Here is a 25,721-nt window from a genome sequence, read left to right as displayed (position 1 = left end):
ATAAATTATTTCAAAGGCGGATGATAAAAATGGAAAGAAATTTCGAGAAGTACATTAACTTCGAACGAGAGCGTGTGGCATTTAACAATTTTTGTGGAAGAGCTTCTATTTCGGTTGATTTTTCAGATAATGAAATAATCACAGATGTATTTAGTTTACGTAATTACGATAGTAATTCTATCGTAACAGTTCTTTTTAAAGGTGATTTGTATGGACGTAATGATAATATTAGTAAAGACAGCCTTTATGACTTATTAGAAGCTATGCGCGCTAAATATGATAAAGGTTGGTCACGTGCCGATTTTGAGCAGTATGGTGAATATGAATTTGCTGAATATCTCGCTTTAATTAGGTAATTTTTTTATAGACAGAACATGCGCTATCGCATATAATTATCTTTAATAAGATAGCGCATTTGCATATTTAGGAGGTAGTGAACGTGGAAAGAGAGCGACAGTTTGGGCAATTGTTAGCTATTGCTAATGTACTCATCAACAAAATTCACGGTAATAACGGTCCAGCAATTATGAATAAATATTGGGATAAATTCCAACGTGAACCGGCAAAAACATTCACAAAAATTCATGAAGACATTATCAGTTATATTTACAAATTAGATCAATTTGACATATCCATGTTAGATTTATTCCAGTCTATTTTAGCTGATATGGATTACGATAATTTCAACAACGTTAAATTGGACCCTAGTTACTTACATGCTTATTATCAACAAAACTCCTTATTGGCGAATTTAATTGGTGTTGGTAAAGCTGGGGAAATGTGGGGGTTAGAACCTGGTACCGTTAAAAATATGTGTGCTGAGGGTAAAGTAGATGCAGTTAAAATAGGCAATGTATGGGTGATTGATAAACGTCAGCCTAACCCTAAGCAACGGGGTTAAAATGGTCAGTTTAAATGATTGCATGACAGTCAAGGAAGCTGCGCAACGATACCACGTAACACCTCAAACTATAAACAACCGTATTAAAAAATTACAGCAAGACGGATCTTTTCCAACATTTATTGAATTGGAACTGATAAAATTGTCTGCTGGTAAATGGCTGATAACAACGGAATTAATGAACATGTTATTTGTGCATGGATTTAAACATCCCCACGAAATCACAGATAAAGTGTTTTTCGACTTTATTCAAAACATAGAAGATTTAGGTAAGATATATGAGCTAAAAAAAGCAATTGAAGCTAAAGAATTAAAGCTACGATCCTCAACGGATAAAGTAGCTCTAGTTGCCTTTAAATATAAAATACCATACAATGTCGCAACAGCTTTTTACAGTTTAGCAGATTGTATAGGATGTGATCTAGTCGACCTAAACATAAGGAATTGGCGAGATAAACGGGTTTACTATGATGATATAAGAAGAAGTAAAGGGTCGAATTTGCGTGGAGATTTTTATTACTGTCTTGAAAAGAATAAGTTTATAAATCCTTTAAATAAAGAAGAAACTTTTGAACAATAAAAACCGCCCAGGCTCAAAATTAATTGAGTACCTGGGCGGTTTTTAATCGATTATTTTACTTCGTACAATTTTGTTATTTTGCTCTCATTATTATAAACAAGTTTTAATCCTAATAGATCGGCTAACTCTCGTGCTTGAACATACGTCCTACCATCTATAATTACAGCATGGATGGCCTCAGTGTCATTTAACATGACTTTAGCTTCTGTAGTTTGAGCCGCTTCATGTTTGCCCTCATTATTAGTAAACCAAGATAATGGCTTATTACCATTCAAAACATTTAGGTCAACACTTCCTTTGATACCTTGCACACTCCCTTTATCAGTGAATTGCCATAAGTCACATGGGAAGTCAGGTTTCTTGCCTGGTGCACTTGTACCACTGTACCGCGGAATCCACAGGAAGTCATAGTTTTTCACTGTATCCATTCGATACGGTTTATAAAAGTGGTGTCCTGTATATAACCCCACTTTAACACCTTTTCCTTTTAAATAATCAATGACCGTTTGTGTACCTTGCACGATATTTTGTATACTTGCCCCGAAGGCCTCTTCAACGTCAACAACGTAAAAAAGTGGTTTATGACCTTGTGCTCGATTATAAAAATCTTTCGCTTGTGCCAATGCTTCTGCTGCATTCTTAAATGTCACGTAAATATAAACGCCAAAGGGAATTTTATGTTTTTTACAACCTTCGATATTTTGTTGATACTTGCGATCTATAGTGCTTGTACCATATTGAGTGCGGATAATAGCCAAATCTACTTCTTTACTAGCTTTAGCCCAATCAATATCACCTTGATGGTGAGAAATATCTATAATCTTACTCATTTAACCTCACCCTCTCCTGTTTTATCCTTTACAATTGCTAAAATATTTTTTACAAAGTCAGGCATTGGCAAGCCCATTTTTGTACCATTTTCCGTAATTGAAATGAATTCTAATACACAAAATGCAATAGCCGCCCCATCACCTGCGTACTCGATACCAGGAATCACAGCTGATAGTAAATACACTGATCCTACTAGCATTAAGTAGTAAACCTTGCGTATGATGCCGTTAAATCCTGTACGACTGTTTAAGTTTTGATTGACGATTCCACTCATAATCCCTGTAGCGTAGTCAATTGCCATGAAGCCTATAAGTACTGTCACAGCCATACCTAGTCCATCAACTGAGTATGAAATTATTGTGCCTATTGCTCCACTTACTGCAGCGATCCATTTTTCCATTACAACACTTCCCTTTTTCCAAAATAAAAGCATCCCTTAGAATCGGATGCTTAAAGTCGCTTTGCTATTTCGTAAATAACTGGCACACTTACTGAGTTGCCAGCTTGTTTATACAATTGTGAATCTGAGTTTACATCTGCAGCTTTTTTGAATGCTTCATCAGGAAATCCCTGAAGCCTCCAACACTCTAATGGTGTAAGACGTCTTATACGAAATTCATCTGTTAATACACCTTGTTGGCATCCTGTATCCAATGTGTTAGCAATCCCTTTTACGTTACTTAATATTCAAATTCCCAAACGCTTGGGATTTTAGGCATAAAAAATAACGCTAGCTTATGCTGCGTTTACTTGTTTTCGTTATCGAGTAATGTTTGAACAGCTTCTCTCCACAACATCGGCACCTGGTCAACTGTTCGCAAATTCATTTTAATTAAATCCCAATACAGCTTAGCCATTATAAAACCCCCTTATTTGTTAGCGTTTCTACTACTTCGGCAACAGCCAATTGATTTTCTGTTTTGTCTTGCTGTTGTGCCTCTGCTAATTCAGCTAACGCAAGTTTCAATTCTTTATTTTCAACTTTGAGTTCCTCATTTTCTTGTTGCAAAAGAAGTAGCTGATCAGATATAGGCGTTTCAAACTTTGGATATTCGAATAAAACCTGCCCTGTATTTAAATCAACCTTCCAACTATTTGCGATTTCAAAATCGTTGCGGTATTGACCATACGATAACTGGATGAAGTCTACAGCCTCTGGATTCCTTGCAGAAAGTACATCAAACATAATAAAATCTTGTTCCTTTGTAGTCGCTACAGCACTTGCATTATTTTGCTCTGGAATTGTCAAAATGACCTCACCCGTGGTTCTATCGAAATATAATTTTGGTCCTATCATAATGAATCCTCCTTTAGTAGTTTTTCTCAAAGACCCCCAGAGGTGGTGTGCCACCGAATGCCAACATGAACATCATGTTATTAACATATATCGTAGTACCAGTAGATCCATTTGTAATGTATAGTCTAAGGATATCACCTGGAGCGACAGTTGTATTTATTGTAAATAACGTTGCGGATGACGAATTGGTAGTGTAATTTGCCTGACCTATGGTCGTGCCATTTTTAGAAACATAAGCCATGACATTATCATTAAGATTGCCTCCAATTTTAGCTAAATCAAATATCAAAGTTACATTACCACTGAAATTTGGCTTTATGGTTTTTGCAAGTGTCCATGAGAATCCGCCATATTGTGATAGACCATATACACCGCCTACTATTGTAGTACCATGCGATGGTACTGGATATGTTGATGCATCACCCACAACACCAAAAATATTTGACCCCTTCTTAATGTTCGTAGGGATCAGGTTAGGGCTACCTTCCACATAACCCGTTCCGTCATGAACACCCGCCGTAATAGCTTTGTTCACCGTACTCGGTGTGATTATTTGTCGTCCTACTTCCACCTCGCTTTCACCCTGTAAGATAAAAGCCCCTGCATGATAACGAACTGTATATACTCCGTTAGCCTTTGCAATACTAAATGCGGTGCCATTAGCTTTCTTGATTGGGATAGCACCTAATCCGTTTATATTTAATGTCATTGCTGCGGTACTGTTGGAGGTGGCAGGGAATGAAACAGCCAAACCATTTTTATAACTTGTAATTTCAGAAACAGTAGCAGTTAATGCGTTTGCTGTACCTCCTACGGTTTCAATCCACTTTATATGCGAAAGTTCACCTATATGGTTAGCGAGCCCCTGCTCTAAATTGGCTATCCTAGCTGCTAAGTTAGCAGCCACATCACCATCTAAAATATCCTTAATGGATTCAAACCAAGTTAAAAATTCTTGTTCTTGTATCTCCTGAAAAGCGACAAGTTCTCCTGCAACGCTACCTTTTACATCATTAAACCAAGCTTGATATTGATTGAAAATGGTAGTTGTATCAACTTGATTGACTGTTCCATGTACGATGCCACAAAGAGTACTATTTAGCCTTTGATCGGTGATATTAGCCTGTGTAATTTGAGTTGCACCATTATTAATCGAAACATCTGCAAGGGCTAGCTCATAAGCGTCTGCATCTCTTTGTAATGAAGGAGCTACAGGACTACTTGCAAATGTTCCTTTTTTAACAACTAAATCAATTTTTCGATTTAGATGATCTAGTCGCATGACAATACGGTCAATGCGTTTTAATACACCATCTGCAACATCTAATGACAACACATGGTCTCCATCACTATAAATAAAATAGCCGTCAATCCAGCCACTTCCTGGTTTAACGACTACTTTCATATTCTGATATGCTGCTACTTGAAGATTTGAGGATGGATTCGGAAATACACCATTCCCAATGAAAGTGCTAAAATACTTCGCAAACCACCATGCATTGTATTTACGATCACCGTTGACACTGTTGAAAATACCACTATATATCGTCATTACTTATTCACCTTCTTTTTTATCTTGTCATAGATAGTTGGTATATTGCTACCAAAGTTAATACTAAGGACTATCCCTTCCTTATTACTTGTTAAAGTGGTAGAAATAACTCGTGGATGCAAGATGCGTTGTATCTCGTCATTTCGTACACTTACTCGATCACCAAGCTTATAATCAATGTTGTACGTAAATTGACTATACATATCTACTTCGCTTTCAAACGTTTCGATGATTTGGAAGTCAGATAATTTTTCCTCACCACGATTTTTTAATGCTTCTTCATATTCTGCTGGAGTCATCGTTTTTTGATTGTCGTTATCATCTGTATATTCGCTTTGCAAATCCCGCGCATCTACATATAATTCGCGCCGGTTAAATCCACTTAAATTGTCATTAGTAACGACTTGCTTTCGTTCAACACCTTCACCTTCGCCTGATACAATAGCAGTTGTTCGGTAATCTACTTTATTATAAATGTACTTTTGATTAATGATATTGTCGTACTCTTTACTAAAGATGACATGTGGATTTACAACCTGTTGAGTACTTCGGTCAACACCTTGCCATGTAACAACATCAAATTTCTTGTCTTGATGATTAAGCAATACATCAATACTCATCTCATGTTTGTTGCATATCTCAAGGACATGGCCAATTACTTCTCCGCCTGTTTTTGTGGACTCATCATTAATGTTTATACCTTTGTTAGGTGCCAATCTTAAGTTTGGGAGTACTCTGTTTGGATTGCTGGGAGTAATGAAGTTCGTTTTTACGAAATACTTGATAAGGTCCTCCACATTGCCGCTGTATCGCTGTTGAAAATCAATTGATCTCCAAGACAACATGTAATTAAGTGAGTAAGCATGGATTTCTATTTCTGTTTCATCAGCATCCGTATAGTCAAAATGCTCAATGATATAGCCATAATTAGCATCATCTTGTGTCGTTAGAATGTTGTCATGCTTTAACAATTCAATGGCTTCTGATGAGCTTGCAACACGTAAAATAAGCTGACTTACCTTATCATAATTGCGTTCAATTTGAAGTTCTTTATATTCGCTAATTTCTCCAATAAGCTCAATGTTTAAATTAAATACATACAGTTCCTTCATTTTTATACACCAATCCTTTTTGGAGTGAATTCAATGGATACTTCAAGAAAATCTAATCCACTGGTTGCATCATACCGTAGTAAATTATCGCCTGGTTCTAACTGCAAGAATGTGGAGGACATAAAATCGAGAGCGTTAAAGATATTGGATTTCACATTGTTTCTAATTAGAGTAATTGAACGCTGACCTTTGTAAGTCGAAACTTCTATTACATCACCAGGAAGCATCGTGTATTTCAAGTTAAAAGCTTCATACGTATTTACATTAAGGAGCTTAGGATTTACCACCTGTGACAATGCTAAAAATCTTATAGACATTCCAGACGATTCACTGCCTTCGTTTGCCACGTTTACAATTAGAGAAGGATTACGATATCCGATTTCAATTCCTTCCTCCACAACTTCTAAAGGAAATTCTAAGTTTGATTCCCAAAGGGCTATATCTACTTTTCTGGATGCTGCCTCATAAATAAATGGATCACTTGATATAAATTGGAGTAATCCTGTAACCCATCTGCTGTTGTCATTAGCTCTACCTTGATTGAATAATGGCGCTGCACTTAAATTGGCATTTACATAGAACTGATCTCCTGAATTCGTAGAGAAATCAATACGCATTGGGTTAAATTTCGGATTACAAACACGGTAAATATCTTGCCTCTTTTCTTCGATCCACCAATGCTCTACATTCGTTTTTTTTATATAAAACGGTACATCTACATCACGTGTGGAAAGAGTTGTCGATTGATAATGAGCTCCATCAGAAGTAGTCTCGGACATATTCACATTCGCACCTAATCCACTAATTGCAAAATCATCACGAATAAAAAAGTGACGACCAGAAACTATCGAGTCGCCACGATTATTAGTAATCGTCATATCTTTAATTAACAAGTCGTCACCTCCTAAAATGCAAACTGCATACGACGTAATGTACGCTCCATCTCGCGAGCTCCACTATCATTAGTGTGGATGACCACAGACGGTTTAAAGTGTTTAGAATTATCAACATTGCCCCTATTACCACTAGAAAGTGGTGCATTGTCCTCCACAGATGAAGCTAATCGTCTTGAAGCATCTGCAACTTTGTTCACCATGTCATCCATCCCTAAAACTAATCCTTCGCCAATGTTTACACCAAAGCCTCGCATCACACGTGATGGACTGTGGATGTCTAGTGCTTGTTGAATGGTACTCGCAATCGAATTAGCGATTTGCTGTGCTTTTGAAATTAATGGTCCTTCCATGCTTGCTAGACCATTCAATAACCCTTGCCCGGCATCTACACCAATTTGTTGCAATGATGATAATTCGGTTGCTGTAGTGCTTGTGAGCTCTTTAATTTTGTAGCCCCATTCAGCTTTTAAGATATTTAGCTGTTTTATAGCCGCTTCACGCAAAGCCAGAATCTGCTTGTCAGTATCTTCCTTCATACCTGCCAATTCAGCTTTAGTTTGTTCTCTCGCTAATGCTGCTTTTTCTTGATACAGTGCACTATATTGAGTTAATTGTTCATCTGTAAGTTGATTAAGGGCCATTAGTTCTGGTAGAGCCTTAACCCCTAAGTCGCTTAATTCTGCTAATAAGTCAGCATCTATGTTTCGTGATGCAAGTTTTGCAAACTCATCTTGCCACTGTTTAAAACCGTCAACCTGTGATTGTAAATTGCTAAGTAACTCTGCTCCGCTATTTTTAATTTCAACTTTGAATTCATCAAATAGTCCAGCGAATGACATCAAGGAAGATTGCCGTTTATTGAATTCATCCTGATATGCTTTAGTCAGATCGTTTTCTTGCTTAATCAAATCATCATTGATCTTTTGCATTTGCCCTTGGTAGTCTTTGTTAATAGCAACAATCTCTTTATTAATCGTCTCAACAGCTTTTTGATATTCCTTTTGAGCTGTAATACGTTCTTTCGTGCCCTCCGCAAACAGTTCAATCGATTGTTCCCAAATGGCTGCTTCTTCGATTAAGGACATTTCTTCTAAAGACTTTTTATCAGCAATGAAGTTTTTGATTACTTCTAGATATTCTTTTTCTGATTTTTCGACTAAAGCTTTGTATTTCTTCTGGAAATCAACATCTGCTTTAAGCTTGTTATCCCTATAAGATGCCTCTAACAGTGCAATGTCTTGTAATTCTTTTTGAGTTAAAGCGCGTTTCTTTTTAGCAGCGTTATTTCTGATCTTGTAGATTTTTTCAAGCGTCTTATCGTTTTTATCTTCATTTTTTCGATTAAATTCATTGATCAAATTCGTGTATTCTTTTTGATAGTTTTTAGAAACTGCTAGAATACCATCACCAATATTAGACATGGCTTGATTAACCTTTGGACTGGACTCATTTAACCCAATCACTAGGCCTTCGCCTGTCCATAAACCAATTTGTTTGAATACACGCGATGGCGATTTGATACCCAAGACTCTCTTAGCAGTTGAAGTAATGCCATCAGCAATCCCCTCAACTTTTTTCCATACAGCATCACCCATACTGTCAATGCCTTTGACTAGACCGTTTATAATATCTTTACCGACCTGAATTAAGTCTACTTTTTTCAAGAAATTTTCTGCTTCATTCCATTTTGTGGTGATTTTCGTTTTTACTTCTGTCATTTTGGAATCAACAGCCGTTTTCATTTCGTCAAGTTTTTTACCAGGCCATGATTTTATAGCTTCCCATTTTTCTGCTGTATCTTTCTTAGCTTCTTCCCATTTATTTTTTGTATCTTCAACTATTTCTCTTGCTTTTCTACCAACAGTTGATTTCATTATGTCCCACTTCGAAACAACTTCCCCAGTTTCCCAGTTTACTTTTCCGACATGTTCATCCGCTTGTTTTTGTGCTGTTTCTACAATTTTTTGGTGTTGTTCTTCTGCAAGAGAAATCGTCTGATCTTTTGCTTTAGTAGCCTCTGCAATCATTTTTTCAGCTTGTTCAGCTGTAATCTCTCCTGTTTCATCACGCATTTGAATGATTTTAGCAAGTGATTTGTCATAGGTTTCATTAGCCTCTTTAACGACTTCATCTTTTTGTTTGATAGCATTTTTTACAACCTCTGCTGCTTGTTCAGCAGATGCTATTGATGCATTTTCTTTCATTCGCTCCATGATGACTTTTTGTTCTAGTTCACTTTCAGAAAAAGTCCTTACTGCATTTTCTTTCATCATTTGATTGTAGTTATTAATAATTTCGTGCTCACGTTCAGTGAGTTGTCGATTTTCAGCAGCTGCTTGTTCAGTAATTTCTTTAATACGTTGAAACATAAAATTTTGTTGTTCAATTTCTTTTTCATTGCGTGCTTGACGATTTGCTAGTATCTTTTCCTCTTCCGCTGAAGAAAGAGCAGATGAATTCATAAAGAAACTTTCTAATTCAGATAATTCCTCTTGATGCCTTGCCTTCATGCCTTCCACAATCTTTGTATTCATTTCAGCGTATTTCTCTGCCATACCAGCTGCTATTTCTTCCGTCATTCTTGTAGAAGTAATATAAACCTCAGATAATGTTTTCGAAACTCCATCCGATAGTTCTAAGTATCCTCCTAGTGCTTTTTTAGTGCCTTCTGATACTCCATCTGCAAACAAATCAACTTGTTCTATTGCAGGGCTCATTGCCTCTTGCATCGTCTTAATTGCACCCACAGCTAAAACAACTGGAGGGGCAATAGCAGCAAATGCAGCTAATAATTGAGGGTTCTTTTCAACAATTGTGTCCCAGTTTTTATATAATGCAACTCCGCCAGCTGTTAACAATGCGATTCCGCCTATTGCCCAACCGACAGGACCTGTTATTAAAGCTAATGATGCACCAAATGCCGTTGTTGCTCCGCCAGCAGCGCCTATAGCAACGGACAGCCCACCGACTGCACTGACAATTGTGCCGATACTTGAAATTAAAGCTCCACCAACAACGAGTACAGGACCAATAGCTGCAGCTAATCCACCAAGTATAAGAATGGTCTTTTGAGTTTTTTCAGATAGATTTGCAAATTTCTCAATCCATGGTTCAACTAATTCAACCATTTTTAATACAAAAGGAATTAGTATATTACCAAGGGTAATCCCTAAGTCGACTAGTTTATTTTTCAGGATAATTAGTTGCGATTCAGTTGTTTTGTATCGTTGTTCAGCTTCATTTGCTAGAGCTACATTTTCGCCCCATGCTTTATTGGCAATATCGATTGAGCTTGCGAATAGTTCGTTAGCATTCCCAGCACGTAGTAATGAGTCTCGTAGAAGAATCTCCGTGATACCCATCTCTTGAAGCATATTGATGGCTGATTCGCCCGCTTGTTCTGCATTACCTAAGCCATTTACAAATGCCCCAATAGCACCTACTGCATCCTTTTCAAACATCTCTTTAAATTGTTTACTAGTCAAACCAGCAACTTTCGCGAAGTTTTCTAGATCAAGCCCCGCATTAACGATGTTTTTCATTTCTTTGTTGGTCATACCAAGACTATCTGCCAAGCTAGTAAAATCCATGCTGTTATTAGCCGCAAGCATTTGCAACTCACGTAAAGACATGCCTGTTTTTCTTGATAGTTCTTCTGTTTTGCCAAGCCCTGTAGTTGCCGCTACTTGCATACGTACCATTACACGAGATAGTGCAGAACCACCCATTTCTGCTTGGATACCCACAGAGGACAGTGCAGTAGCAAGACCTAGAATATCAGCTTCGGACATACCAATTTGCGCTCCGGCTCCTGCTAGACGTAATGACATTTCTATAATCTCGGATTCTGTTGTCGCGAAGTTATTTCCTAATCCAACAACTGTAGACCCTAGTCTGTCAAAGTCCTGTTGTGACATTTTAGTGATGTTTGCAAACCGTGCAAGTGCAGTAGCTGCTTCGTCAGCAGACATATTTGTAGCAACACCCATATCTGTCATGGTTCTTGTAAAGCCTATGATGGCATCATTTTTAATACCTAACTGTCCAGCGGCCTCCGCTACCCTTGCAATCTCAGTAGCAGCTGCAGGGATTTCTTTCGACATATTCCGAATCTCACCAGAAAATTGCTGAAATTCTGATTCAGTAGCATCTACAGTTTTTCGTACACCAGCAAAGGCTGATTCAAAATCAACGGCTGCTTTAAATGCTCCAACACCCATTGCAGAGATTGGTGCTGTAACATACATTGATAATTTCTTACCAACCTTCATCATCCCGTCGCCTACAGCAGATAGTTTACTGCCGACTTCTTGCATACGTTGACCGACTTGTGTCCACTGCGACGACTGGATACGTAATTGATTTGTAACCTCTGCTAATTCACGTTCTAGGCGATTGTATTGAGTTTGTGCTTGGTTAACCGCATTGGCTTGTCGTTCAATTTGAGCAGAGGATGCGGTGCCAGATGCTACGAGTTCATCATATCTTCTTCGCTGTTCCTGCAGCTTAATTGATGCAGCATCGAATGATCGTGATAGTACATTTTGTTTTTGAGAAAGACCAGTCAATGAATTTTCATATTGTGAGCCTCTTGCCCGAATAGCCTGTAATTCACTTCCCATCGCTCTCATGTTTCGGTTTACCTGTGCTACAGTACCATTGAAATTCGCCGCATTTAAACTAAGACTGACTTCTAAACTTCCTATGCTTGCCATATATTCTCACCGCCTTTTTTGGCAAAAATAAAAATCACAGCCAATCAATGTCGTCGGCTGTGACTTCCTCTATTTCCTCATCATCTTCATTTGATAGTTCAAACCAGAAATGTATATCCATTTCATCAATTTCGTAGAGTTTGTATCCTGCTTTTAATAGCTCACGATAAAACTTTTTAATATTTTGATAGGCTGTTAGGCCACTTACTTTCCCTCAGTTGTTGGAGACGTCGTTGTTAGCCCACCCATGTTAAGCACATTGTTAAATACTCGCATAATCTCATCTTGGAAATTACCTCCTTCTAATCCATCCCATAAGTCATCCACAGTGAATTGGTTATCAAAAACATTAACTACAAAGCCCATCATTTTATCAAATGTTTCTACTGTAATTTCATCGCCTTCTTTGCTCATTTCTTCATTCATCTTTAGAGCATTTCTGAAAATACGTGCCTTTACAAAGTCATTTGTAAATGTTTTATCCTGCTTGTCAATTCGTAATGTAATTTGCATTTTTCATCCATCCTTTTCGTTAGTCACTTATTTTTAGTTTTAATTAAAAGAAAAGAAGCCCTCGAAAGGACTTCTGTTTAAGGTGTTGGTACTGTTGGTTCAGTAGGTTTTGTTACAGTAGAGAAGAACGTTTCAGGAGTAGCTGTTACACCCGAATCACGCGTATCTACTGTATGTTTGATGATGCCATCAATTAAAGGTAAAGCTTCACCAGCGAACGGATATACTTTGTAGTTTGTTTCACCTTTTTTACGAGTAGCGTTGGATTCCTCACCTGGTTTTAATTTTGCTTTGAAGAACCACACAAGTTTAGATCCTGATTCAAAGCCAATTGCAATAGCATTTGGTGAATCGTTCGAATTGGTGATAATACCACCTTCTGCAGATTTCTTGTGGCCATACCAATCAACTAAAACCTCTGTAGGTAAATCAGCAGTCTCGCCTGCAATTGTAATAGAATCCATTTGTGCCTCTTGGTCCACCACACGGTCCCCGGCATCTAATGATGCTTCAGAAAAGTTAGGTGTAAGAGTTAAAGAGATTGGCATTGTTAATGTTTTAACATCGCCCCATGTTTCTGTTTGTTCATCTGTCATTAATGCATAATGGATCCGTTTCAAACTAATTTTTTGTGGTTTTTCATTTACCGTTGTAGCTGCCATTTTCATGACCTCCTATTATTTAAAATTCATCAAAAAAGACAAATCGCAACACTTTGTTAAAGTGGGAATCGCCTTCTTGTTTTGGTGCATCATATTCAAATGTTCGTTCATAGCCAACCGACTCCATCAATCGCTTGATGTCCTCCACAAGTTGATAGTAATTGGATTTTGACCAAACGTTGATTTGAATTAGTCGTTCAGTCTCGTATTCCTGATCTGATGCTTCAAGTGCTGGCTTTGCATTGATTTCTAAGAATGTAATGTATTGATTTGGGATAGTTGCCCCAGTTGGAACACTGTTAAAAAATACATCTAATTTAAGTGGTGACAAAGTATCTGTGATGTGTGCAGAAATATCTATCATAGATTTTTCGCTTTCTTTATCTCATCAGCAATAGCATTTAATGCACCTGGTTTACTAAATTCAAATCCTCGTGTAAAGAATGGATTTGGTGCAATCGGTCCCCATGTTACTTTCTGGCGTTTACCCTTTTTCGTAACATATTTACTTCCAGCACTCCGCCCACCTTCTATGATATGGCCGTGGTAGGCTTGACCTGTGTGTACCTTGGCTTCACCATCTTTTGCCCTTTTTATTTTAATGTTACTTTTCAATTTATTTTTCTTATTTTTTGATTTCCCAACAGGCACTTCTTTTTCAACAGCTTCTTTGACTACTTTTGCTCCTGCATTTAATGCTTTGTTTTCCTCTTCCTCTTCTAATGTTAAATTCATTAGATTTTGCATCAAAGCGTCCATACCTTGTATTTCAAAATTCATCTAAACCACCTCTTTTAAAAAGATTGTGAGCCACTGATTATCTCCATTATCATTAACTGGTGGCGAATCCATTTCGTATGTTTTGCCAGCTACTTCAACCCGCATATCTTCTGTAATATCCTTACGGTATCGAATGCCGATAACACATTTCCCTTGCCATTGTGTAGCATCAGAACTAAATAATCTGTAACCTTTTGCAGTCTTCAATTCCGCCCATACGGTTTCATGTTTAGTCCAATCTTCACTTGGCCACCCGTTGATAGTTGTACCTGGTGGATTTAAGAAAGTAGCGCGCTTGTTCATACGACCTGCGTTATTGTTGTTGCGATAGTTCATCAGGATCCACCCACTTTATCTGTAAAATTATCGACTGTAAGCCATATGGGATAGGTTGTTGAGCTGTTTTAATTGTGGAGGGCGTAATAGCTATTCGATTCTCGTAAAAATGTGTAGCGAGCATCATAACGGCTAATCGATGCTGTGCAAATACCTCTTTGCCCTCCACAATCAAATAGTAGTCAGTTGGTTGCTTAACCCCTGCATTTACTAAATAAGACTGTGCTGATTGAATAAAAGTAGAAAGGGAACGATTTTCATCATCCCCATCAATTCGCAAATATTCTTTTAGTTCATCCAGTAACTCCATTAAGCATCACCCTGTTCATTTGTGGAAGGCTCTTTAGCTGTTTGCTTTGTAGTAGCCTTTTTAGGTTCTTCTACAGCTTTTAAAAATGCTACCCCGTATTCTTCATGGACTTCTGTTAAAGCCTCGGCACGTGCCTTATTTAGCTTTTTACCATCGGCTGGATAGTTGTCACCCATTTCATAAACATGTCCGTCATGATTTTTTTCTTGAAATCGATTAATAACTTTGTACATGCAGTTCACCTTCTTTCGATAAAATAAAAACCCCTATCCCCCTTATTAAGGAGTAGGAGTTACTTCTGCGATACGGAATGCAGATTTTAATTTAATTCGGTGGTCAAACCATGCTGTAAGAACAAATGCATTTACACCTGTTTTAACATCTTTATCTGTTTCGTATAAAACATTTAAATCATAGTTAAGGTGCGCATATGAGAAGTCACCTACAATTGGCTTTGTTGCAGCATCTACAAACACGACTGGTTTACCTAAAATTTGTTCAGGCTGTGCAGCATAAAGTGTCGCATTACCATTTGCTAATGTTTCAATAATCGTTGAGTAATCAGCGAAAGTCATTACGATTTTTGCATTTTCACGATAATCTTCATGTAAGTCTGCAATTGCAGCTTTGATTGCTTTGTATAAATTAGCTCCTTCTACTTTCTTAATAGCGTTTTGAGTAGAATAGAAGCTCATGTGTTCTTCACCCGCTTTTGGTGTTGCAGCAAACTGTACTTTCTTCTCTTTTGCAGCTAAACCTGATCGTAATGAATTTTCAACATGGGATACTAAATTTGTGTGTGTGCCTGCAAGGACAGTTTCTGATACACCTGCAAAAACTTTAGATTTAAAACGGCCAAACGTTACTGTTGAACCTTCGAGTTTCAATTCTTTAGCTGTTTCAGTATCCGCAATGAAATCATCATCATCAATCGTGTAGGATAGTTTTGGGATTTCCAAATTCGGCACACTTGTCACAGTTACAAGGTCACGCATTGGATTTTTTACTAATGGCTCGGTGATAATTTCTTGTGCCACTGTTTTTGGTAAGAACTTTTCACCACCAGTTGCTGGACTAGTATTATCTCCTAATGCAGCATAGACCTCTTGTTCAACAGGTCGATTACGGACAGTTGAGCGAACCAAAGTTGCAAACGCTTCTGTGCGTTTTTGTTTCGGATCGTCAATTTGAGCTAATGGATTTTGAGCAAACTTCGCTTTTTGTTCATTCTCCATTTGGTCGTGTTGCGCTTTAATTACATCAAAACGAGCTTGCATATCAGCTTTTTGTTCTTGCAAAGCTTTAATTTCCTCACGTGTTGCCTGCGGATCAATAGCTTTTGCTGTTAAATCAGTATCAATTTTTGCTACTTGTTGACCAATAGTGGCCATATTTTGTTTTAATTCGTATAATGTCGGCATTTAAATGCCCTCCTTAGATTATATTAATAGATTTTAAATAAGTTAGATTCGCTTTCGAATCTGCAATAATAGCATCGCGTTCTTCGTTTGATAAAAAATCTAAAACCATTTCTTTTAAAGCGTATGGCATATTTCTAAAAGTCCCTTTATGTTTGTCGCCAATTAATGCAACTGCTTGATTAGGACCTTCTATAACGTCACAAAGACCAATATCATACGCTTGTTGTGCTGATAACCAAGTTTCCTCGTCCATCATGCGTCGAATTTCTTCTTCTGATGTTTTTCCACCGATTTTAGCTATATATGTTTCTACCTGCATTTCATTAATACGTTCTAAATCGTCAGCAACCTTTCGTAATTCGTTTGAATTTCCGAAAGCTCCCATCATAGCATTATGAACCATCAACATCGCGTTAGAGGGCATTCGAACCTCATCACAACATGAAACAATATCACTAGCGATTGACGCTGCTAAAGCATCTACATGAGCGATTGTACGAGCTTTATGACGCTTTAACATGTTTCCAATTGCTATTCCTTCAAATACTGAACCTCCGGGACTGTTCACATATACATGGAGTTCATTCACTTCGCCAACCATATCTAATTTTTCTTTGAATGCGACTGATGACATTTCACCGAATTCTTCCCATGCATAAGGTGTAATTTCACCCATAATAAAAACATTAGCTGATTTACCATCAACCGATGCTTTAACATCAAAAAAAGTTTTCTTTTTATTCACCTTTATCACCTCCTTCCACAGTTGATGCAGCAGCAGAGGACTTCCGCAATGTTGGATCCATTTCTTGTGGATATAAGTCTCCAGAAATCCAAAGTACATCCGCCTTACCACCCATTGGTGCCAAATCTTCTAGCATACGTACCTCATCTGGCTTCATTGCTCCGCTTCGTAACATTGCTTGATAGAAATTTGTTCGCGCTGCAGTATCGCCACGCAAAAGGCCACCAAGGTTGAATTTAAAGTACATTCCTTGCTTTCGGTCAGCTTTCGTTAGTAATTTCCGATTAAATTCATGTTCATATTGGCGTACAATCGGTAACAACGTCATGTTTACGAATTGAATCATTAATTGTTCATTGGACGCCATTGTTCCGCCTTCCACATCATTAAGGAAGGACACAGGCACATTAAAAACATTGGCTACCCTTGAGCGCGTTATCCGCTCTGATGCCAATGTATCGGATGCAAAATATTGTTTTTTGAGTTCAGTTAATTCGACACCAGGTTCTTGGAATAAGATACCACCATTTTCGGCATAAAATCGTTTAAAATCTGCAATAATACGGTCCCGTTTATCTGTATCAACATTCGCTGCATACTTCAAAATGAACGACTCTTTTTTCTCCATTTCAGATAAGCTAAATTCTTGAACAGCTTTATCGTACTTAATAGTGTTGGCCAATACTTTTAGTGGCGATAAACCCCGTATGCGTGCTGGACCGCGAATGTGTTTTACATGAAGCATATCGGTATTTGCAACATACATTGTTTTTTGCTCGCCTCTAACTTGATACCAAAGTAAACCATCATCTTTATTGATAAATTCAGTAACACACGATGGATCCAGTGGAACAATTTCATTTGGTCGCAGCCGTATATCACGTAAAATAATCGCGTAGCCATTACCAGTTTCATTTCTGCTGACTTCTAAAGCATTTAATAAATCAAAGCTACTCATATTTTGGTTTGGTTCATTTATGAGTACATCTGAAATATCGTTTTGTATCACATCGTAATTTTGATGTAATTTAATAGGTAGTGCTGAAATTGTATTAGCAAGCCGACTAATAACGCTGAAAATCGTTTCATTCGTTGCTAATTGGCTGTTATCGATTCCCCAAAAGGTTCGTCCAAACCAATTGGAGAAATCCCATGTAGAACCCTTCCAACCTGTACTAGCTCCTGCATATGCCATGTACGCTGTAGTTTTAATTCGTTCCCATAGTTTCAATTTCTCACCTCCTTCTATAAATCATGAATAGAGATAAAGCTGATATTGCCATCTCCACTTTCTATTTTGTTGTACATTGCCTGTACATAACCTGTTATTACTGCAGCAATTGGATCAATTCGCTCCCTTGACTTTCTTTTGGACAGACGAATATTTTCATTTACATCAACTTCTGTGACCGCGTTCCCGATGGCCCATGTTAAAAGTTCATCACCATCATGTGTAATATTTTGCTGATAAACTTGCTCCCTGAAATCTTTTGTAGGTTCACTAAGTGTCGGATAGCCTTGTCGGACTTCCACAACTACAAAACCACTTGCAGCCATATTCTGCGCAAATTGTGTCGCGCCATAAGGATCGTAACAAAAGACTATCGGATTCCATCCGTTGTCCTCCACAGTCTTTATAATCCAGTTTTCAATAAAACTGTAATCAACCACTGCACCAGGTGTTGTAGACAACCACCCTTTATCTATCCAGAGTTGATAAGGTACTTTATCCTTTGCTTGTCTTTCTCTCAGAGCGTCTTCAGGCATGAAAGAATGTTGTTTGACATGGAATCCATAATCAGTTGGGAATATCAATCCTGTGGACGACAAATCGATTTTCTTTGATAAATCTACTCCTATGAATACGTCATACCCAGTGACATCAACATTTTCACGAGCACATGCATTCCATTTTGATAACGGCATATAGCCGCCTTGCTTTTGGTCAATCCATATATTCATATTTTTCGTGAGGAAATTACGCATTTTTTCAGGTACATCAAGTGCTGCCTTCATTTGTCTTCGTATATACGATAACCCTTCAGGATAGGACGCAAGAATAGGATTAGATTTAATCCAATTACGTTCATCTGAAATGTCATCATCTGGATCAAGTGTATTAATCATCACGAAGTATTCTTCATTTTCAATTGGGTTATCAGGATCTAATATTTGTCGTACATAACGATATTCAACGCGATAACAAGGGTAATCTAATTCGAATCCCGCTGTTGTTATGATAGCTAGTAAAGGTTGTGGCCGAGCTCCTTGGCCAGAGTCCCCAATGTCATACATTTCATCAGTTTCATGAGCATGGTATTCATCAATGATGAAACAAGAAGGCGAAGTACCATCACCGCTTTTCCGGTCCTCTTTTGATAACGGCTTTATAATAGAGCCACTTTTCAAATGTGTAATGGTGCCATAGGCTTCTTTGAATCGACTTCTTAAATCCTTGGAACCCTTTATCATGTCGCGTATCTCTTCCCAAACGATTTTTGCTTGATCTTTCTTTGTAGCTGCACAGTAAACTTCAGCTGATGCTTCACCTAAAGCAGATGATTCATAACTACCTACGGCCCCTAATGATTGGGACTTAGCATTTTTACGTCCTACTTGCCAGTACATCTTTTTGAACCGTCTATATTCCGTTTCACGATGAATCCAGCCATAAATATTGCCAAAGATAAATTCTTGGATAATATGTGGTTCAATAAAAGTACCGGCTAACACACCCTTACGATGTTTAAATAACCGCATCCAATCAAGGAATTTATTTGCTCTTTCTTCATGGAAAACATATGGGAAGGCATCTGTATTTTCTTGTTTTAGGTCATTTAAAAAACGCTGACACGCCCACTTGTGTTCAAAACAAGCTGGAATGTCACCGTTTATAATTTGTTTACTATATTCAATTAGTTTTTTCTTTAAATTCATTAAATATCACCAAACTTTTGCTCAAACTCAGAAGGTGTGTGTACAGCTGGTGTTGGATCAGGAATAACAAGTTTCAGACGCGAAGTGATAGTTAGACCTAAATCAGTTGCTGCAGCACGACATTCATTGAATAATGTATTTTTCACACGAGCCAACTTCGGGTAATCCTCATTTGCAACAGTAATTTTCCTGCCATTCTCCTGTTCTACTACATCGGTGGATTTAATCTTCCTCATATCCTTTACCAACTGCAAGTACTGATATTTTGAATCTAAATACCTCGCTAATGAGTCAACATCAAGTTCACTAAAAATATCGATTGCTACTAATTTTTCAGCAATCTCAATAAACTCCTTCTTTTGAGAAGCTGTTAAATAAGATGGCGGTTTTATGTTTTCTGTTGGCCCTTTTAAAGCATTTTCTTGCATTTGGCGCTCTTTTATCTCTGTTTTTGTTAGGTTTTTTTTCCCTTTTAAAACCAGCAAATCTATTGGTTGTCGCGGTCTAGCCATTTCTATCACCTCGCTTTCTGAAAAATATTTCATTTAGGGAATTTTGTACGCAGAAAACGGTCAGCCGGTGTAGGGCCCCCTGCCGTATGGGAAACGAATGGAGGGGGGATACCCTATTTCTTACCGTACTTCTGCACATCCTCGGTCGTCTTCTTGTTGTGACAAGATTGACAAAGCAATTGTAAATTGTTTTCATCTAATCGCTTGGACCAGTCAGCAGTTAGTGGCACGATGTGGTCGACAAGAACTCCGACTGTGATTCGCTTTTCATTTAGGCAATGCTGGCACAATCCGTTGTCACGAATCTTGATGTAGTCACGGCATTTAATCCATGATGACGAATGATAAAATTGATCGTGCTTCTTGTTACGATTGTACTTGTCATAGTATCGGTTGTTGTCTGCCTTGGTTGTCTTATGTTGTTCGCAATATCCTTCGCATGTTAGGTTTGGACATCCGGGTTTGTTGCATGGTCTTAAAGGTTTACTGTTCATGCTGCTCTACCTCTTGATTAACCCTTGCCATTCCCTGTGCTATGGTGTCCTTCAGCTGTGCCTCGTCCTGCATTAACTGCTTCAACCTATCAGCATCAGCCCACTTCATCTTGCGGTGTAGCTCACGCATCTTTGCCTGTAGCTTACGTGTTGATTCATCTGTGTAAAAACAGACATACTCACGTCCACAGTTAGGACAGTTGAAGTATGTCTTCTCAACTTTGTTATCTAGTTTGTCTAGCTTAAAGTGTTGGACATTGAACCTGTGACCGCATGATTTGTTACACTTAGCGTAGATTGGTTCCATGTTATTCACACCTTTCTTTTATCTATGAAATAAGAAACCCAAATGCCAGATAATAATCCTACTATGAAAGTAACCATTGTTCAGCCCTCCACAATTCATAGTTAATTGCATAATAAAAAGCCACAACTCAAACGAGTGTGACTAATCTGATTCTAATTGTTCTATTGTCTCGTATGGTGTTGCTTGTTCTTCTAAAGGTTCATTCGGTTCAAGTTGAGAAGTTTTTAACCATCGCTGTTCATTCGTTTTTTGTACATATTTTACTTTGACATCATCAATGCCAAAATCATACTCAACAACTACTGCATCAAGTTTAGATGCTTTTACAATTACTTTATCTCCATCACGATAATAAGGAACCTTGTATCCACCTTCGCCATGATACCATTTAATCGGCATATGTTATCACCTCACTTTAGTTGTAACCTAAAGGATAATAAAAAGCCACACCTTTTCAGGCGTGACCTATTGCTTGTTTCCGACATACACGTACAAGCGAACGTGTTTATTTTGTAATGGAAATTTTGTACGCATTTCCGTGCGCTTTTTGATACTCCTATAATATCTCGATTATTCAATAGGTTCTATAATTTAATTACAACTTAACATTATATTAAGTTAGGTTTGGGATAGTATCCTCATATTGTGCAGTGCGATTTACTCTTGATTACTTTCATATAAATCTTTACAAGCACTTTTAAATAAATCTATCGTGATACATAAATCTTCGAATGATTCAGTAACATAAAAACACTCTCCATGATTTACATTTACTACGATATTCTCAAAGAGTTCTTTCATTTCTTCTTTTGGGGTCATTAACAAAAGTCCTTTCTGTTCATTTCCTTTGATAAAATAAAATGCCACCAATACACTTTGATTCTAAATATCCAAGTTCAACTAGTTTATTAATTGCTTTTTCAGCATCTGCATAACTTCCTCTAAACTTCCGTTGTATCGTATTATGGCTTATTCTGTCCCCTATATTTGGTGCTGTGTGTTTCATAAATTCTAGAACTTCTTCTATTTTCAACTCGTCACCTCCTGTTACACATTTTCTTTCAATCATCCATTTACACTCTCCGCATATTTATACTTAACCATTTTCATAATTTGAGCGTGTTTGTTGTAAATGTAATTTGGGCTTTTATCTAACTCATCAGCAATGGAAATAAGGGTTTTACCTTCCACATGATGCTTGTACAGGATTTGATTGTCCAAACCTCTGAATGTATTAATCAGCTTTTTCATTTCTTCCAAGTCATTCATTTTATGTGCTAATTCACGTTCAGCAGCTTCGATAATTTCTTCTAATTGTGCACCATGGCTTTCCGAAGTTAATTTAACTTTTGTTAGATCCCCTTCCACCCAACGTTTCAATTCCTTCTTACTACGTTCTAAATTAAATTCGATGTCTGCAATTTCATCCTCTAATTTTTGATAGTTTTTTAACCACTCGTAATGCATGTGCAGCACCTACCTTGTTTGTTTATTTCATCAATAAATAACTTTTTTAATGAGATGTCGAGGTTTCCTGTTGATCACTTGATTTCTGATTTTTGGTCTTCTCAAATCTAATTTGTATAACTGCTGTCTTTGGTTTATTTTTCTTTCAAGTTTCTCAAAGTCTAACTCTGTAAAAAAAATATTTACACTGTCAAAAATTCTCATCACATTATCTACAAATACCTCTGTAAATACGATTACATTCCTCAGGCTATCTTTAAAGGCTTCAACACTTATGCCTGCACGTTCTGCAAGTAAGAGAATTTCTTCTTCATATTTTTCAATGAAGTTTTCAAATTCTTGTTGGTTCATTATAAACACCACCTTTCTTTCTACTGCACTGTATCCACACGCTTTTTACTATCCTCAACATTTATAAATCGCTAGATTTTACGAATACACCATCAACCATTTTTCCTGTACGATTTTTTATTTCGTCATAGGCTGTATTTAAGCATTCGTGAATGTCCATATCGTTTTGTTGTGCAAGAATAATCATCGTTACAATTACATCGCCAATACCATCACGCAATGCGTCTTTATCATTACGAGCTAATGCCGCCGCAACCTCGCCAACTTCCTCTACTACTTTCAAAAATTGTTTACTAGATTCTGCTTTATCTAGTCCTTTTGAAATTGACCATTGTTCTACTTGTTTAATTAATTCATTCATTTGTGTATTTCCTCCAATTTCTGTTTTAGTACCGTTAAATAAACAAGTTCATCCATTAACTCTTGTCTAGCATGTTCAATCCATTCGATAGTTGTATAATCCATTGGATTGACTGTTACACCGTACTTCGCTATGCCTTTAGCTGTTTGATTTTGTAACAGTTCATTTACCTCTCTTAACACTGGATTGGCTAATATTTGATCTTCAATGGTCATTTAGCTTTTAACCTCTTTCCTCTTATTCTTACTTCAACATTATTTAGCTTTTTCCAATTCTGCAGTGCCCCACATGAAGCACCTAACATATCAGCTATATATCTATCTGTTTTTCCTGCTTGTTTTAATTTGAGATATTTGGCTTTGGTTAAAGGAAGTCTTGAACTACTTATAGGCACTCGATCAATTGATGCATTAAGTCTAATTCGACTGTTTACTAATGCAAGCAACTCTTGGCCATGCTTTGTTAATTGTTTGCAATTAGGACACTTTTCCATTTCCTTTGCGGTCTCACAATTACATTTGTTTGTAAGTGCATCGACCCTCTTTAAAATCGCTACACGTTTATCAAGCATGTCTGCGTTCATCTATATCCCACACTCCCCTCTCGATCCAACCCTCGTTTAAATACTGCTGAATCCATTCGAAATCGTAAGGCATGATGATACTAATTTCACATCCATCCACTGTCATGAATAACTCGATATACTTTGTAAATGGATTGGGTATGGCCTTCCACAATCTACCCTGTGGCTGTTTTGACTTCTTCACCGGCTGAACAATAGGAATCCCATTGCGCATGTTCATGATTATTAGAACGCCCCTCGTTCATATTCCTCTTGCCAATCGATTGAATCGTGTTCATTCATACATGTTTTACACCATGCTTTCCCTTGTGAATCAAAACGTATTTGATTATGTTTTTCTGTATCTGGTATATCCCATCGTGCAGTATTTTCTTCAGTCAAAACTGTATTACAAATTGGGCAATTAATTGTTATTGCATTCATTAAAAAACTCCTCTCTTTAGATAGTTCTTCATTTGGTAATAGAAATGATGATATATCCAATTTCCACTAAACTTATTGTCTAAGTAGACAATTTCAAAGCCGTAACGAGCCTTGAAAGTATTTAACGAGCCAAGCAATGCAAGTGGGTCGTATTTACTTCTGTAGGTTCCGTTTAGTATTTTCTTATAGCCTTCTGGATCTTCAAGTAGGATTGTGAACGGCATCCTCTGAGCTCGTATTAATTCATTTTCAAAGCGTGTACGCTCGTCCTTGCCCAAGTTCCCTACAATCTCATCTACACTGGCTTTACGTTCAACTCCACTGTTTAAATAAATATCTCGCATGATGCCAAGCTCTTCATTTTTAGGCAGCATCGCAGTGTAATCGCCAGTGTCTAGCTTTTTCAACTTGATTGGTACATCCTTGCTGCGTAAATATTCTAGGATATGGCCATTTACTTGTTCGCGAGTATCAACCACTATCGTCATAGTTTTCATGATTTTATTTAATTCTGTATCAGTGTAAGCGTAATGGATCATTGTGAATCACCTAGCAATTCAGGATTTTCGTAGATGTTGCCAATCATTTCATACGTAATTTCTGTGTATTTATCAGCAAATACTTTTGGGTTTATAAGGTAAATACAATGTGTAACGCCATCGTCGGTATATTGTGCTTTATATCCACACTCTTCTAAATCAAAAACTACTGTACCGACTTCCTCATATACTTCGTCTATTCCATTTGTGAAACGTATTATATCCCCCTCATAAATCTCCTTACCGTTTTTGTCCTTTAAACCTGTACTCTCGATAAAATCAACTTCATCGAATGTATAAATAAATTCTTCTAAATGACCATCAAATTCTTTGAGCACAAAAACTTCGTTAGAAATAAAATCGATTCTTGCAATTTTTGATATTTCATTTGTTGATTTAACTCTCACTTGAAACTTAATCTCTCTCATTCTCTTAACCTCCTCATTTTAATTCGTTTTAAGCACCGTACACACGTTCTACTTCAAAGTTAGATATATTTATCATCCGTCCTCTAAAACGTCTTAAAACGGCTGTAAATCACTTATTTTGATTAGCGTATAAAACAGCACTCTCGTACAATTTTTTCTTAATGACGTTTGAAGCTTCATTTTCAAATTGTCGATAGTCTGTGTAAATGTCGTTCCATCCGTTCTTAGCTAACGTTTCTTGCCACTCCATGAATAACATCAATGCATCAACGTCCGCGCATATCCATTCATTCAGCTTAGGATTGTGTTGCCATCCACAGGCTTGATGTATCATCTTTTGCATTGTTTGATCAATACCATTGGCACCTTCCCATGATTTAAGCCACTCTTTTACATCTTCAAAAATGGTTTCTCCAGCCTTTATTGCATCTGCTGGAATGTTGTCACCATGATCTATATGAACATTATCTTCTTTCAGATAAATCGTTGCTCCTGATTTCCAAATGATTGATAGAAATTCTAAGACTTGCAATCTATCACCTCACAATTAATGAATAGTTAAAAATCCGTTATCAATTTGTTACGGAAAATCACTATAAATTATCGAAGTGTTACTAAAAATAACTCCTTTGAGCCTTAGAGCCCCAAGGATTTGAAGATTTTCGTTA

General features: G+C 37.3%; 38 protein-coding genes and 1 pseudogene. 3 read left to right on the top strand and 36 right to left on the bottom strand.

From position 1 onward, the window contains the following. Positions 1–29 precede the first annotated feature (29 nt). From AC6BKE_RS08860 to AC6BKE_RS08850, 3 genes are all read left to right on the top strand, one after another. Positions 30–356 carry a hypothetical protein gene (locus AC6BKE_RS08860; RefSeq protein WP_499856564.1) on the top strand — a complete coding sequence of 109 codons (327 nt, stop codon included), beginning with the start codon at positions 30–32 and terminating at the stop codon, positions 354–356. An 83-nt stretch (positions 357–439) separates the two neighbouring features. Then, positions 440–901, top strand: a complete 462-nt coding sequence (locus AC6BKE_RS08855) for a type I-C CRISPR-associated protein Cas8c/Csd1 (protein WP_499856563.1) — start codon at positions 440–442, stop codon at positions 899–901. 1 nt (position 902) lies between these two features. After that, positions 903–1,481, top strand: a complete 579-nt coding sequence (locus AC6BKE_RS08850) for a helix-turn-helix domain-containing protein (protein ID WP_499856562.1) — start codon at positions 903–905, stop codon at positions 1,479–1,481. Between the two features lie 50 nt (positions 1,482–1,531). Here AC6BKE_RS08850 and AC6BKE_RS08845 read toward each other — a convergent pair whose 3' ends face one another. The 36 genes and pseudogenes from AC6BKE_RS08845 to AC6BKE_RS08670 all read right to left on the bottom strand — a co-directional run bounded on the left by AC6BKE_RS08845 (position 1,532) and on the right by AC6BKE_RS08670 (position 25,585). After that, a complete protein-coding gene (locus tag AC6BKE_RS08845) occupies positions 1,532–2,311 on the bottom strand; it encodes a GH25 family lysozyme (RefSeq protein ID WP_499856561.1) in 780 nt (259 codons plus the stop codon). Beyond that, positions 2,308–2,712, bottom strand: coding sequence for a phage holin family protein (locus AC6BKE_RS08840; RefSeq protein WP_499856559.1), 405 nt, complete (start codon positions 2,710–2,712; stop codon positions 2,308–2,310). The genes AC6BKE_RS08845 and AC6BKE_RS08840 overlap by 4 nt, the downstream gene beginning before the upstream one ends. A gap of 50 nt (positions 2,713–2,762) precedes the next feature. After that, a pseudogene (locus tag AC6BKE_RS08835) lies at positions 2,763–2,984 on the bottom strand (DNA cytosine methyltransferase); the annotation flags it as partial. Between the two features lie 74 nt (positions 2,985–3,058). Beyond that, the gene (locus AC6BKE_RS08830; protein ID WP_255358780.1) at positions 3,059–3,169 is read right to left on the bottom strand and encodes a CD1375 family protein; all 111 of its coding nucleotides are present in this window, start codon (positions 3,167–3,169) and stop codon (positions 3,059–3,061) included. After that, positions 3,169–3,609, bottom strand: coding sequence for a hypothetical protein (locus tag AC6BKE_RS08825; RefSeq protein WP_499856558.1), 441 nt, complete (start codon positions 3,607–3,609; stop codon positions 3,169–3,171). The genes AC6BKE_RS08830 and AC6BKE_RS08825 overlap by 1 nt, the downstream gene beginning before the upstream one ends. A gap of 13 nt (positions 3,610–3,622) precedes the next feature. After that, complete coding sequence (locus tag AC6BKE_RS08820) at positions 3,623–5,161, bottom strand: hypothetical protein (RefSeq protein WP_499856555.1); 1,539 nt, start codon at positions 5,159–5,161, stop codon at positions 3,623–3,625. After that, entirely contained in the window at positions 5,161–6,273 is a 1,113-nt protein-coding gene (locus AC6BKE_RS08815) for a siphovirus ReqiPepy6 Gp37-like family protein (protein ID WP_499856554.1), read from the bottom strand. The genes AC6BKE_RS08820 and AC6BKE_RS08815 overlap by 1 nt, the downstream gene beginning before the upstream one ends. A gap of 2 nt (positions 6,274–6,275) precedes the next feature. Continuing rightward, the gene (locus AC6BKE_RS08810; protein ID WP_499856553.1) at positions 6,276–7,166 is read right to left on the bottom strand and encodes a phage tail family protein; all 891 of its coding nucleotides are present in this window, start codon (positions 7,164–7,166) and stop codon (positions 6,276–6,278) included. A gap of 11 nt (positions 7,167–7,177) precedes the next feature. Continuing rightward, complete coding sequence (locus tag AC6BKE_RS08805) at positions 7,178–11,884, bottom strand: phage tail tape measure protein (RefSeq protein WP_499856550.1); 4,707 nt, start codon at positions 11,882–11,884, stop codon at positions 7,178–7,180. A gap of 204 nt (positions 11,885–12,088) precedes the next feature. Beyond that, positions 12,089–12,397, bottom strand: a complete 309-nt coding sequence (gpG, locus tag AC6BKE_RS08800) for a phage tail assembly chaperone G (protein WP_499856548.1) — start codon at positions 12,395–12,397, stop codon at positions 12,089–12,091. Between the two features lie 77 nt (positions 12,398–12,474). Continuing rightward, positions 12,475–13,059: a major tail protein gene (locus AC6BKE_RS08795; protein ID WP_241604944.1), complete on the bottom strand. Its 585-nt coding sequence runs from the start codon at positions 13,057–13,059 to the stop codon at positions 12,475–12,477. 19 nt (positions 13,060–13,078) lie between these two features. Next, the gene (locus AC6BKE_RS08790) at positions 13,079–13,423 is read right to left on the bottom strand and encodes a hypothetical protein (protein WP_499856545.1); all 345 of its coding nucleotides are present in this window, start codon (positions 13,421–13,423) and stop codon (positions 13,079–13,081) included. Continuing rightward, positions 13,420–13,839, bottom strand: coding sequence for an HK97-gp10 family putative phage morphogenesis protein (locus AC6BKE_RS08785; protein ID WP_499856543.1), 420 nt, complete (start codon positions 13,837–13,839; stop codon positions 13,420–13,422). Before AC6BKE_RS08785 ends, AC6BKE_RS08790 begins: the two co-directional genes overlap by 4 nt. Beyond that, positions 13,840–14,175, bottom strand: a complete 336-nt coding sequence (locus tag AC6BKE_RS08780; RefSeq protein WP_324730270.1) for a phage head closure protein — start codon at positions 14,173–14,175, stop codon at positions 13,840–13,842. Further along, positions 14,153–14,485 carry a head-tail connector protein gene (locus AC6BKE_RS08775; protein ID WP_499856541.1) on the bottom strand — a complete coding sequence of 111 codons (333 nt, stop codon included), beginning with the start codon at positions 14,483–14,485 and terminating at the stop codon, positions 14,153–14,155. Before AC6BKE_RS08775 ends, AC6BKE_RS08780 begins: the two co-directional genes overlap by 23 nt. Further along, entirely contained in the window at positions 14,485–14,718 is a 234-nt protein-coding gene (locus tag AC6BKE_RS08770; RefSeq protein ID WP_499856539.1) for a hypothetical protein, read from the bottom strand. Before AC6BKE_RS08770 ends, AC6BKE_RS08775 begins: the two co-directional genes overlap by 1 nt. A 45-nt stretch (positions 14,719–14,763) precedes the next feature. Continuing rightward, positions 14,764–15,906, bottom strand: coding sequence for a phage major capsid protein (locus AC6BKE_RS08765; protein ID WP_499856537.1), 1,143 nt, complete (start codon positions 15,904–15,906; stop codon positions 14,764–14,766). A 13-nt stretch (positions 15,907–15,919) separates the two neighbouring features. Then, positions 15,920–16,651, bottom strand: coding sequence for a head maturation protease, ClpP-related (locus AC6BKE_RS08760; RefSeq protein WP_499856535.1), 732 nt, complete (start codon positions 16,649–16,651; stop codon positions 15,920–15,922). Then, a complete protein-coding gene (locus AC6BKE_RS08755; protein ID WP_499856534.1) occupies positions 16,644–17,882 on the bottom strand; it encodes a phage portal protein in 1,239 nt (412 codons plus the stop codon). The genes AC6BKE_RS08760 and AC6BKE_RS08755 overlap by 8 nt, the downstream gene beginning before the upstream one ends. Before the next feature lie 14 nt (positions 17,883–17,896). Further along, complete coding sequence (locus AC6BKE_RS08750) at positions 17,897–19,588, bottom strand: terminase large subunit (RefSeq protein ID WP_499856532.1); 1,692 nt, start codon at positions 19,586–19,588, stop codon at positions 17,897–17,899. Beyond that, positions 19,588–20,100, bottom strand: a complete 513-nt coding sequence (locus AC6BKE_RS08745) for a phage terminase small subunit P27 family (protein ID WP_340812723.1) — start codon at positions 20,098–20,100, stop codon at positions 19,588–19,590. The genes AC6BKE_RS08750 and AC6BKE_RS08745 overlap by 1 nt, the downstream gene beginning before the upstream one ends. Positions 20,101–20,213: 113 nt before the next feature. Continuing rightward, positions 20,214–20,594, bottom strand: coding sequence for an HNH endonuclease (locus tag AC6BKE_RS08740; RefSeq protein ID WP_499856531.1), 381 nt, complete (start codon positions 20,592–20,594; stop codon positions 20,214–20,216). Then, positions 20,584–20,901, bottom strand: a complete 318-nt coding sequence (locus tag AC6BKE_RS08735; RefSeq protein ID WP_499856529.1) for a hypothetical protein — start codon at positions 20,899–20,901, stop codon at positions 20,584–20,586. Before AC6BKE_RS08735 ends, AC6BKE_RS08740 begins: the two co-directional genes overlap by 11 nt. Before the next feature lie 141 nt (positions 20,902–21,042). Further along, entirely contained in the window at positions 21,043–21,300 is a 258-nt protein-coding gene (locus AC6BKE_RS08730) for a hypothetical protein (protein WP_499856527.1), read from the bottom strand. 258 nt (positions 21,301–21,558) lie between these two features. Beyond that, on the bottom strand, positions 21,559–21,720 hold the full coding sequence (locus AC6BKE_RS08725; RefSeq protein WP_499856525.1) for a hypothetical protein: 162 nt from the start codon (positions 21,718–21,720) through the stop codon (positions 21,559–21,561). A gap of 19 nt (positions 21,721–21,739) precedes the next feature. Continuing rightward, positions 21,740–21,934, bottom strand: a complete 195-nt coding sequence (locus AC6BKE_RS08720; protein ID WP_499856524.1) for a hypothetical protein — start codon at positions 21,932–21,934, stop codon at positions 21,740–21,742. A gap of 32 nt (positions 21,935–21,966) precedes the next feature. Continuing rightward, a complete protein-coding gene (locus tag AC6BKE_RS08715) occupies positions 21,967–22,368 on the bottom strand; it encodes a hypothetical protein (protein WP_499856522.1) in 402 nt (133 codons plus the stop codon). Positions 22,369–22,398: 30 nt separating this feature from the next. Continuing rightward, positions 22,399–22,719 (bottom strand): hypothetical protein, encoded by a 321-nt coding sequence (locus tag AC6BKE_RS08710; protein ID WP_499856521.1) that lies wholly within the window; start codon positions 22,717–22,719, stop codon positions 22,399–22,401. A gap of 61 nt (positions 22,720–22,780) precedes the next feature. Beyond that, the gene (locus tag AC6BKE_RS08705; protein ID WP_499856519.1) at positions 22,781–23,080 is read right to left on the bottom strand and encodes a MazG-like family protein; all 300 of its coding nucleotides are present in this window, start codon (positions 23,078–23,080) and stop codon (positions 22,781–22,783) included. Continuing rightward, complete coding sequence (locus tag AC6BKE_RS08700; protein WP_499856517.1) at positions 23,077–23,295, bottom strand: hypothetical protein; 219 nt, start codon at positions 23,293–23,295, stop codon at positions 23,077–23,079. Before AC6BKE_RS08700 ends, AC6BKE_RS08705 begins: the two co-directional genes overlap by 4 nt. Further along, positions 23,292–23,663 (bottom strand): hypothetical protein, encoded by a 372-nt coding sequence (locus AC6BKE_RS08695; RefSeq protein ID WP_499856515.1) that lies wholly within the window; start codon positions 23,661–23,663, stop codon positions 23,292–23,294. Before AC6BKE_RS08695 ends, AC6BKE_RS08700 begins: the two co-directional genes overlap by 4 nt. Then, on the bottom strand, positions 23,644–23,883 hold the full coding sequence (locus tag AC6BKE_RS08690) for a hypothetical protein (protein WP_499856513.1): 240 nt from the start codon (positions 23,881–23,883) through the stop codon (positions 23,644–23,646). The genes AC6BKE_RS08695 and AC6BKE_RS08690 overlap by 20 nt, the downstream gene beginning before the upstream one ends. Before the next feature lie 5 nt (positions 23,884–23,888). Continuing rightward, complete coding sequence (locus tag AC6BKE_RS08685; RefSeq protein WP_499856512.1) at positions 23,889–24,086, bottom strand: hypothetical protein; 198 nt, start codon at positions 24,084–24,086, stop codon at positions 23,889–23,891. Beyond that, on the bottom strand, positions 24,086–24,625 hold the full coding sequence (locus tag AC6BKE_RS08680; RefSeq protein WP_499856511.1) for an ERCC4 domain-containing protein: 540 nt from the start codon (positions 24,623–24,625) through the stop codon (positions 24,086–24,088). Before AC6BKE_RS08680 ends, AC6BKE_RS08685 begins: the two co-directional genes overlap by 1 nt. After that, entirely contained in the window at positions 24,622–25,053 is a 432-nt protein-coding gene (locus AC6BKE_RS08675) for a YopX family protein (RefSeq protein ID WP_499856510.1), read from the bottom strand. Before AC6BKE_RS08675 ends, AC6BKE_RS08680 begins: the two co-directional genes overlap by 4 nt. A gap of 109 nt (positions 25,054–25,162) precedes the next feature. Then, complete coding sequence (locus tag AC6BKE_RS08670; protein WP_499856508.1) at positions 25,163–25,585, bottom strand: hypothetical protein; 423 nt, start codon at positions 25,583–25,585, stop codon at positions 25,163–25,165. Positions 25,586–25,721: the final 136 nt, after the last annotated feature.

The sequence above is a fragment of the Lysinibacillus sp. COL-1 genome (genome assembly GCF_059814265.1).
The sequence above is the reverse complement of the archived record's forward strand: the minus strand, read 5'-3'. Positions and strand labels throughout refer to the sequence as shown.

Coding starts and splice junctions, on each gene's coding strand:
- AC6BKE_RS08860 (WP_499856564.1), top strand. CDS start 30: ATGGAAAGAAATTTCGAGAAGTACATTAACTTCGAACGAGAGCGTGTG.
- AC6BKE_RS08850 (WP_499856562.1), top strand. CDS start 903: ATGGTCAGTTTAAATGATTGCATGACAGTCAAGGAAGCTGCGCAACGA.
- AC6BKE_RS08845 (WP_499856561.1), bottom strand. CDS start 2,311: ATGAGTAAGATTATAGATATTTCTCACCATCAAGGTGATATTGATTGG.
- AC6BKE_RS08840 (WP_499856559.1), bottom strand. CDS start 2,712: ATGGAAAAATGGATCGCTGCAGTAAGTGGAGCAATAGGCACAATAATT.
- AC6BKE_RS08830 (WP_255358780.1), bottom strand. CDS start 3,169: ATGGCTAAGCTGTATTGGGATTTAATTAAAATGAATTTGCGAACAGTT.
- AC6BKE_RS08825 (WP_499856558.1), bottom strand. CDS start 3,609: ATGATAGGACCAAAATTATATTTCGATAGAACCACGGGTGAGGTCATT.
- AC6BKE_RS08820 (WP_499856555.1), bottom strand. CDS start 5,161: ATGACGATATATAGTGGTATTTTCAACAGTGTCAACGGTGATCGTAAA.
- AC6BKE_RS08815 (WP_499856554.1), bottom strand. CDS start 6,273: ATGAAGGAACTGTATGTATTTAATTTAAACATTGAGCTTATTGGAGAA.
- AC6BKE_RS08805 (WP_499856550.1), bottom strand. CDS start 11,884: ATGGCAAGCATAGGAAGTTTAGAAGTCAGTCTTAGTTTAAATGCGGCG.
- gpG (WP_499856548.1), bottom strand. CDS start 12,397: ATGCAAATTACATTACGAATTGACAAGCAGGATAAAACATTTACAAAT.
- AC6BKE_RS08795 (WP_241604944.1), bottom strand. CDS start 13,059: ATGGCAGCTACAACGGTAAATGAAAAACCACAAAAAATTAGTTTGAAA.
- AC6BKE_RS08790 (WP_499856545.1), bottom strand. CDS start 13,423: ATGATAGATATTTCTGCACACATCACAGATACTTTGTCACCACTTAAA.
- AC6BKE_RS08785 (WP_499856543.1), bottom strand. CDS start 13,839: ATGAATTTTGAAATACAAGGTATGGACGCTTTGATGCAAAATCTAATG.
- AC6BKE_RS08780 (WP_324730270.1), bottom strand. CDS start 14,175: ATGAACTATCGCAACAACAATAACGCAGGTCGTATGAACAAGCGCGCT.
- AC6BKE_RS08775 (WP_499856541.1), bottom strand. CDS start 14,485: ATGGAGTTACTGGATGAACTAAAAGAATATTTGCGAATTGATGGGGAT.
- AC6BKE_RS08770 (WP_499856539.1), bottom strand. CDS start 14,718: ATGTACAAAGTTATTAATCGATTTCAAGAAAAAAATCATGACGGACAT.
- AC6BKE_RS08765 (WP_499856537.1), bottom strand. CDS start 15,906: ATGCCGACATTATACGAATTAAAACAAAATATGGCCACTATTGGTCAA.
- AC6BKE_RS08750 (WP_499856532.1), bottom strand. CDS start 19,588: ATGAATTTAAAGAAAAAACTAATTGAATATAGTAAACAAATTATAAAC.
- AC6BKE_RS08745 (WP_340812723.1), bottom strand. CDS start 20,100: ATGGCTAGACCGCGACAACCAATAGATTTGCTGGTTTTAAAAGGGAAA.
- AC6BKE_RS08740 (WP_499856531.1), bottom strand. CDS start 20,594: ATGAACAGTAAACCTTTAAGACCATGCAACAAACCCGGATGTCCAAAC.
- AC6BKE_RS08735 (WP_499856529.1), bottom strand. CDS start 20,901: ATGGAACCAATCTACGCTAAGTGTAACAAATCATGCGGTCACAGGTTC.
- AC6BKE_RS08730 (WP_499856527.1), bottom strand. CDS start 21,300: ATGCCGATTAAATGGTATCATGGCGAAGGTGGATACAAGGTTCCTTAT.
- AC6BKE_RS08725 (WP_499856525.1), bottom strand. CDS start 21,720: ATGACCCCAAAAGAAGAAATGAAAGAACTCTTTGAGAATATCGTAGTA.
- AC6BKE_RS08715 (WP_499856522.1), bottom strand. CDS start 22,368: ATGCATTACGAGTGGTTAAAAAACTATCAAAAATTAGAGGATGAAATT.
- AC6BKE_RS08710 (WP_499856521.1), bottom strand. CDS start 22,719: ATGAACCAACAAGAATTTGAAAACTTCATTGAAAAATATGAAGAAGAA.
- AC6BKE_RS08705 (WP_499856519.1), bottom strand. CDS start 23,080: ATGAATGAATTAATTAAACAAGTAGAACAATGGTCAATTTCAAAAGGA.
- AC6BKE_RS08700 (WP_499856517.1), bottom strand. CDS start 23,295: ATGACCATTGAAGATCAAATATTAGCCAATCCAGTGTTAAGAGAGGTA.
- AC6BKE_RS08695 (WP_499856515.1), bottom strand. CDS start 23,663: ATGAACGCAGACATGCTTGATAAACGTGTAGCGATTTTAAAGAGGGTC.
- AC6BKE_RS08690 (WP_499856513.1), bottom strand. CDS start 23,883: ATGAACATGCGCAATGGGATTCCTATTGTTCAGCCGGTGAAGAAGTCA.
- AC6BKE_RS08685 (WP_499856512.1), bottom strand. CDS start 24,086: ATGAATGCAATAACAATTAATTGCCCAATTTGTAATACAGTTTTGACT.
- AC6BKE_RS08680 (WP_499856511.1), bottom strand. CDS start 24,625: ATGATCCATTACGCTTACACTGATACAGAATTAAATAAAATCATGAAA.
- AC6BKE_RS08675 (WP_499856510.1), bottom strand. CDS start 25,053: ATGAGAGAGATTAAGTTTCAAGTGAGAGTTAAATCAACAAATGAAATA.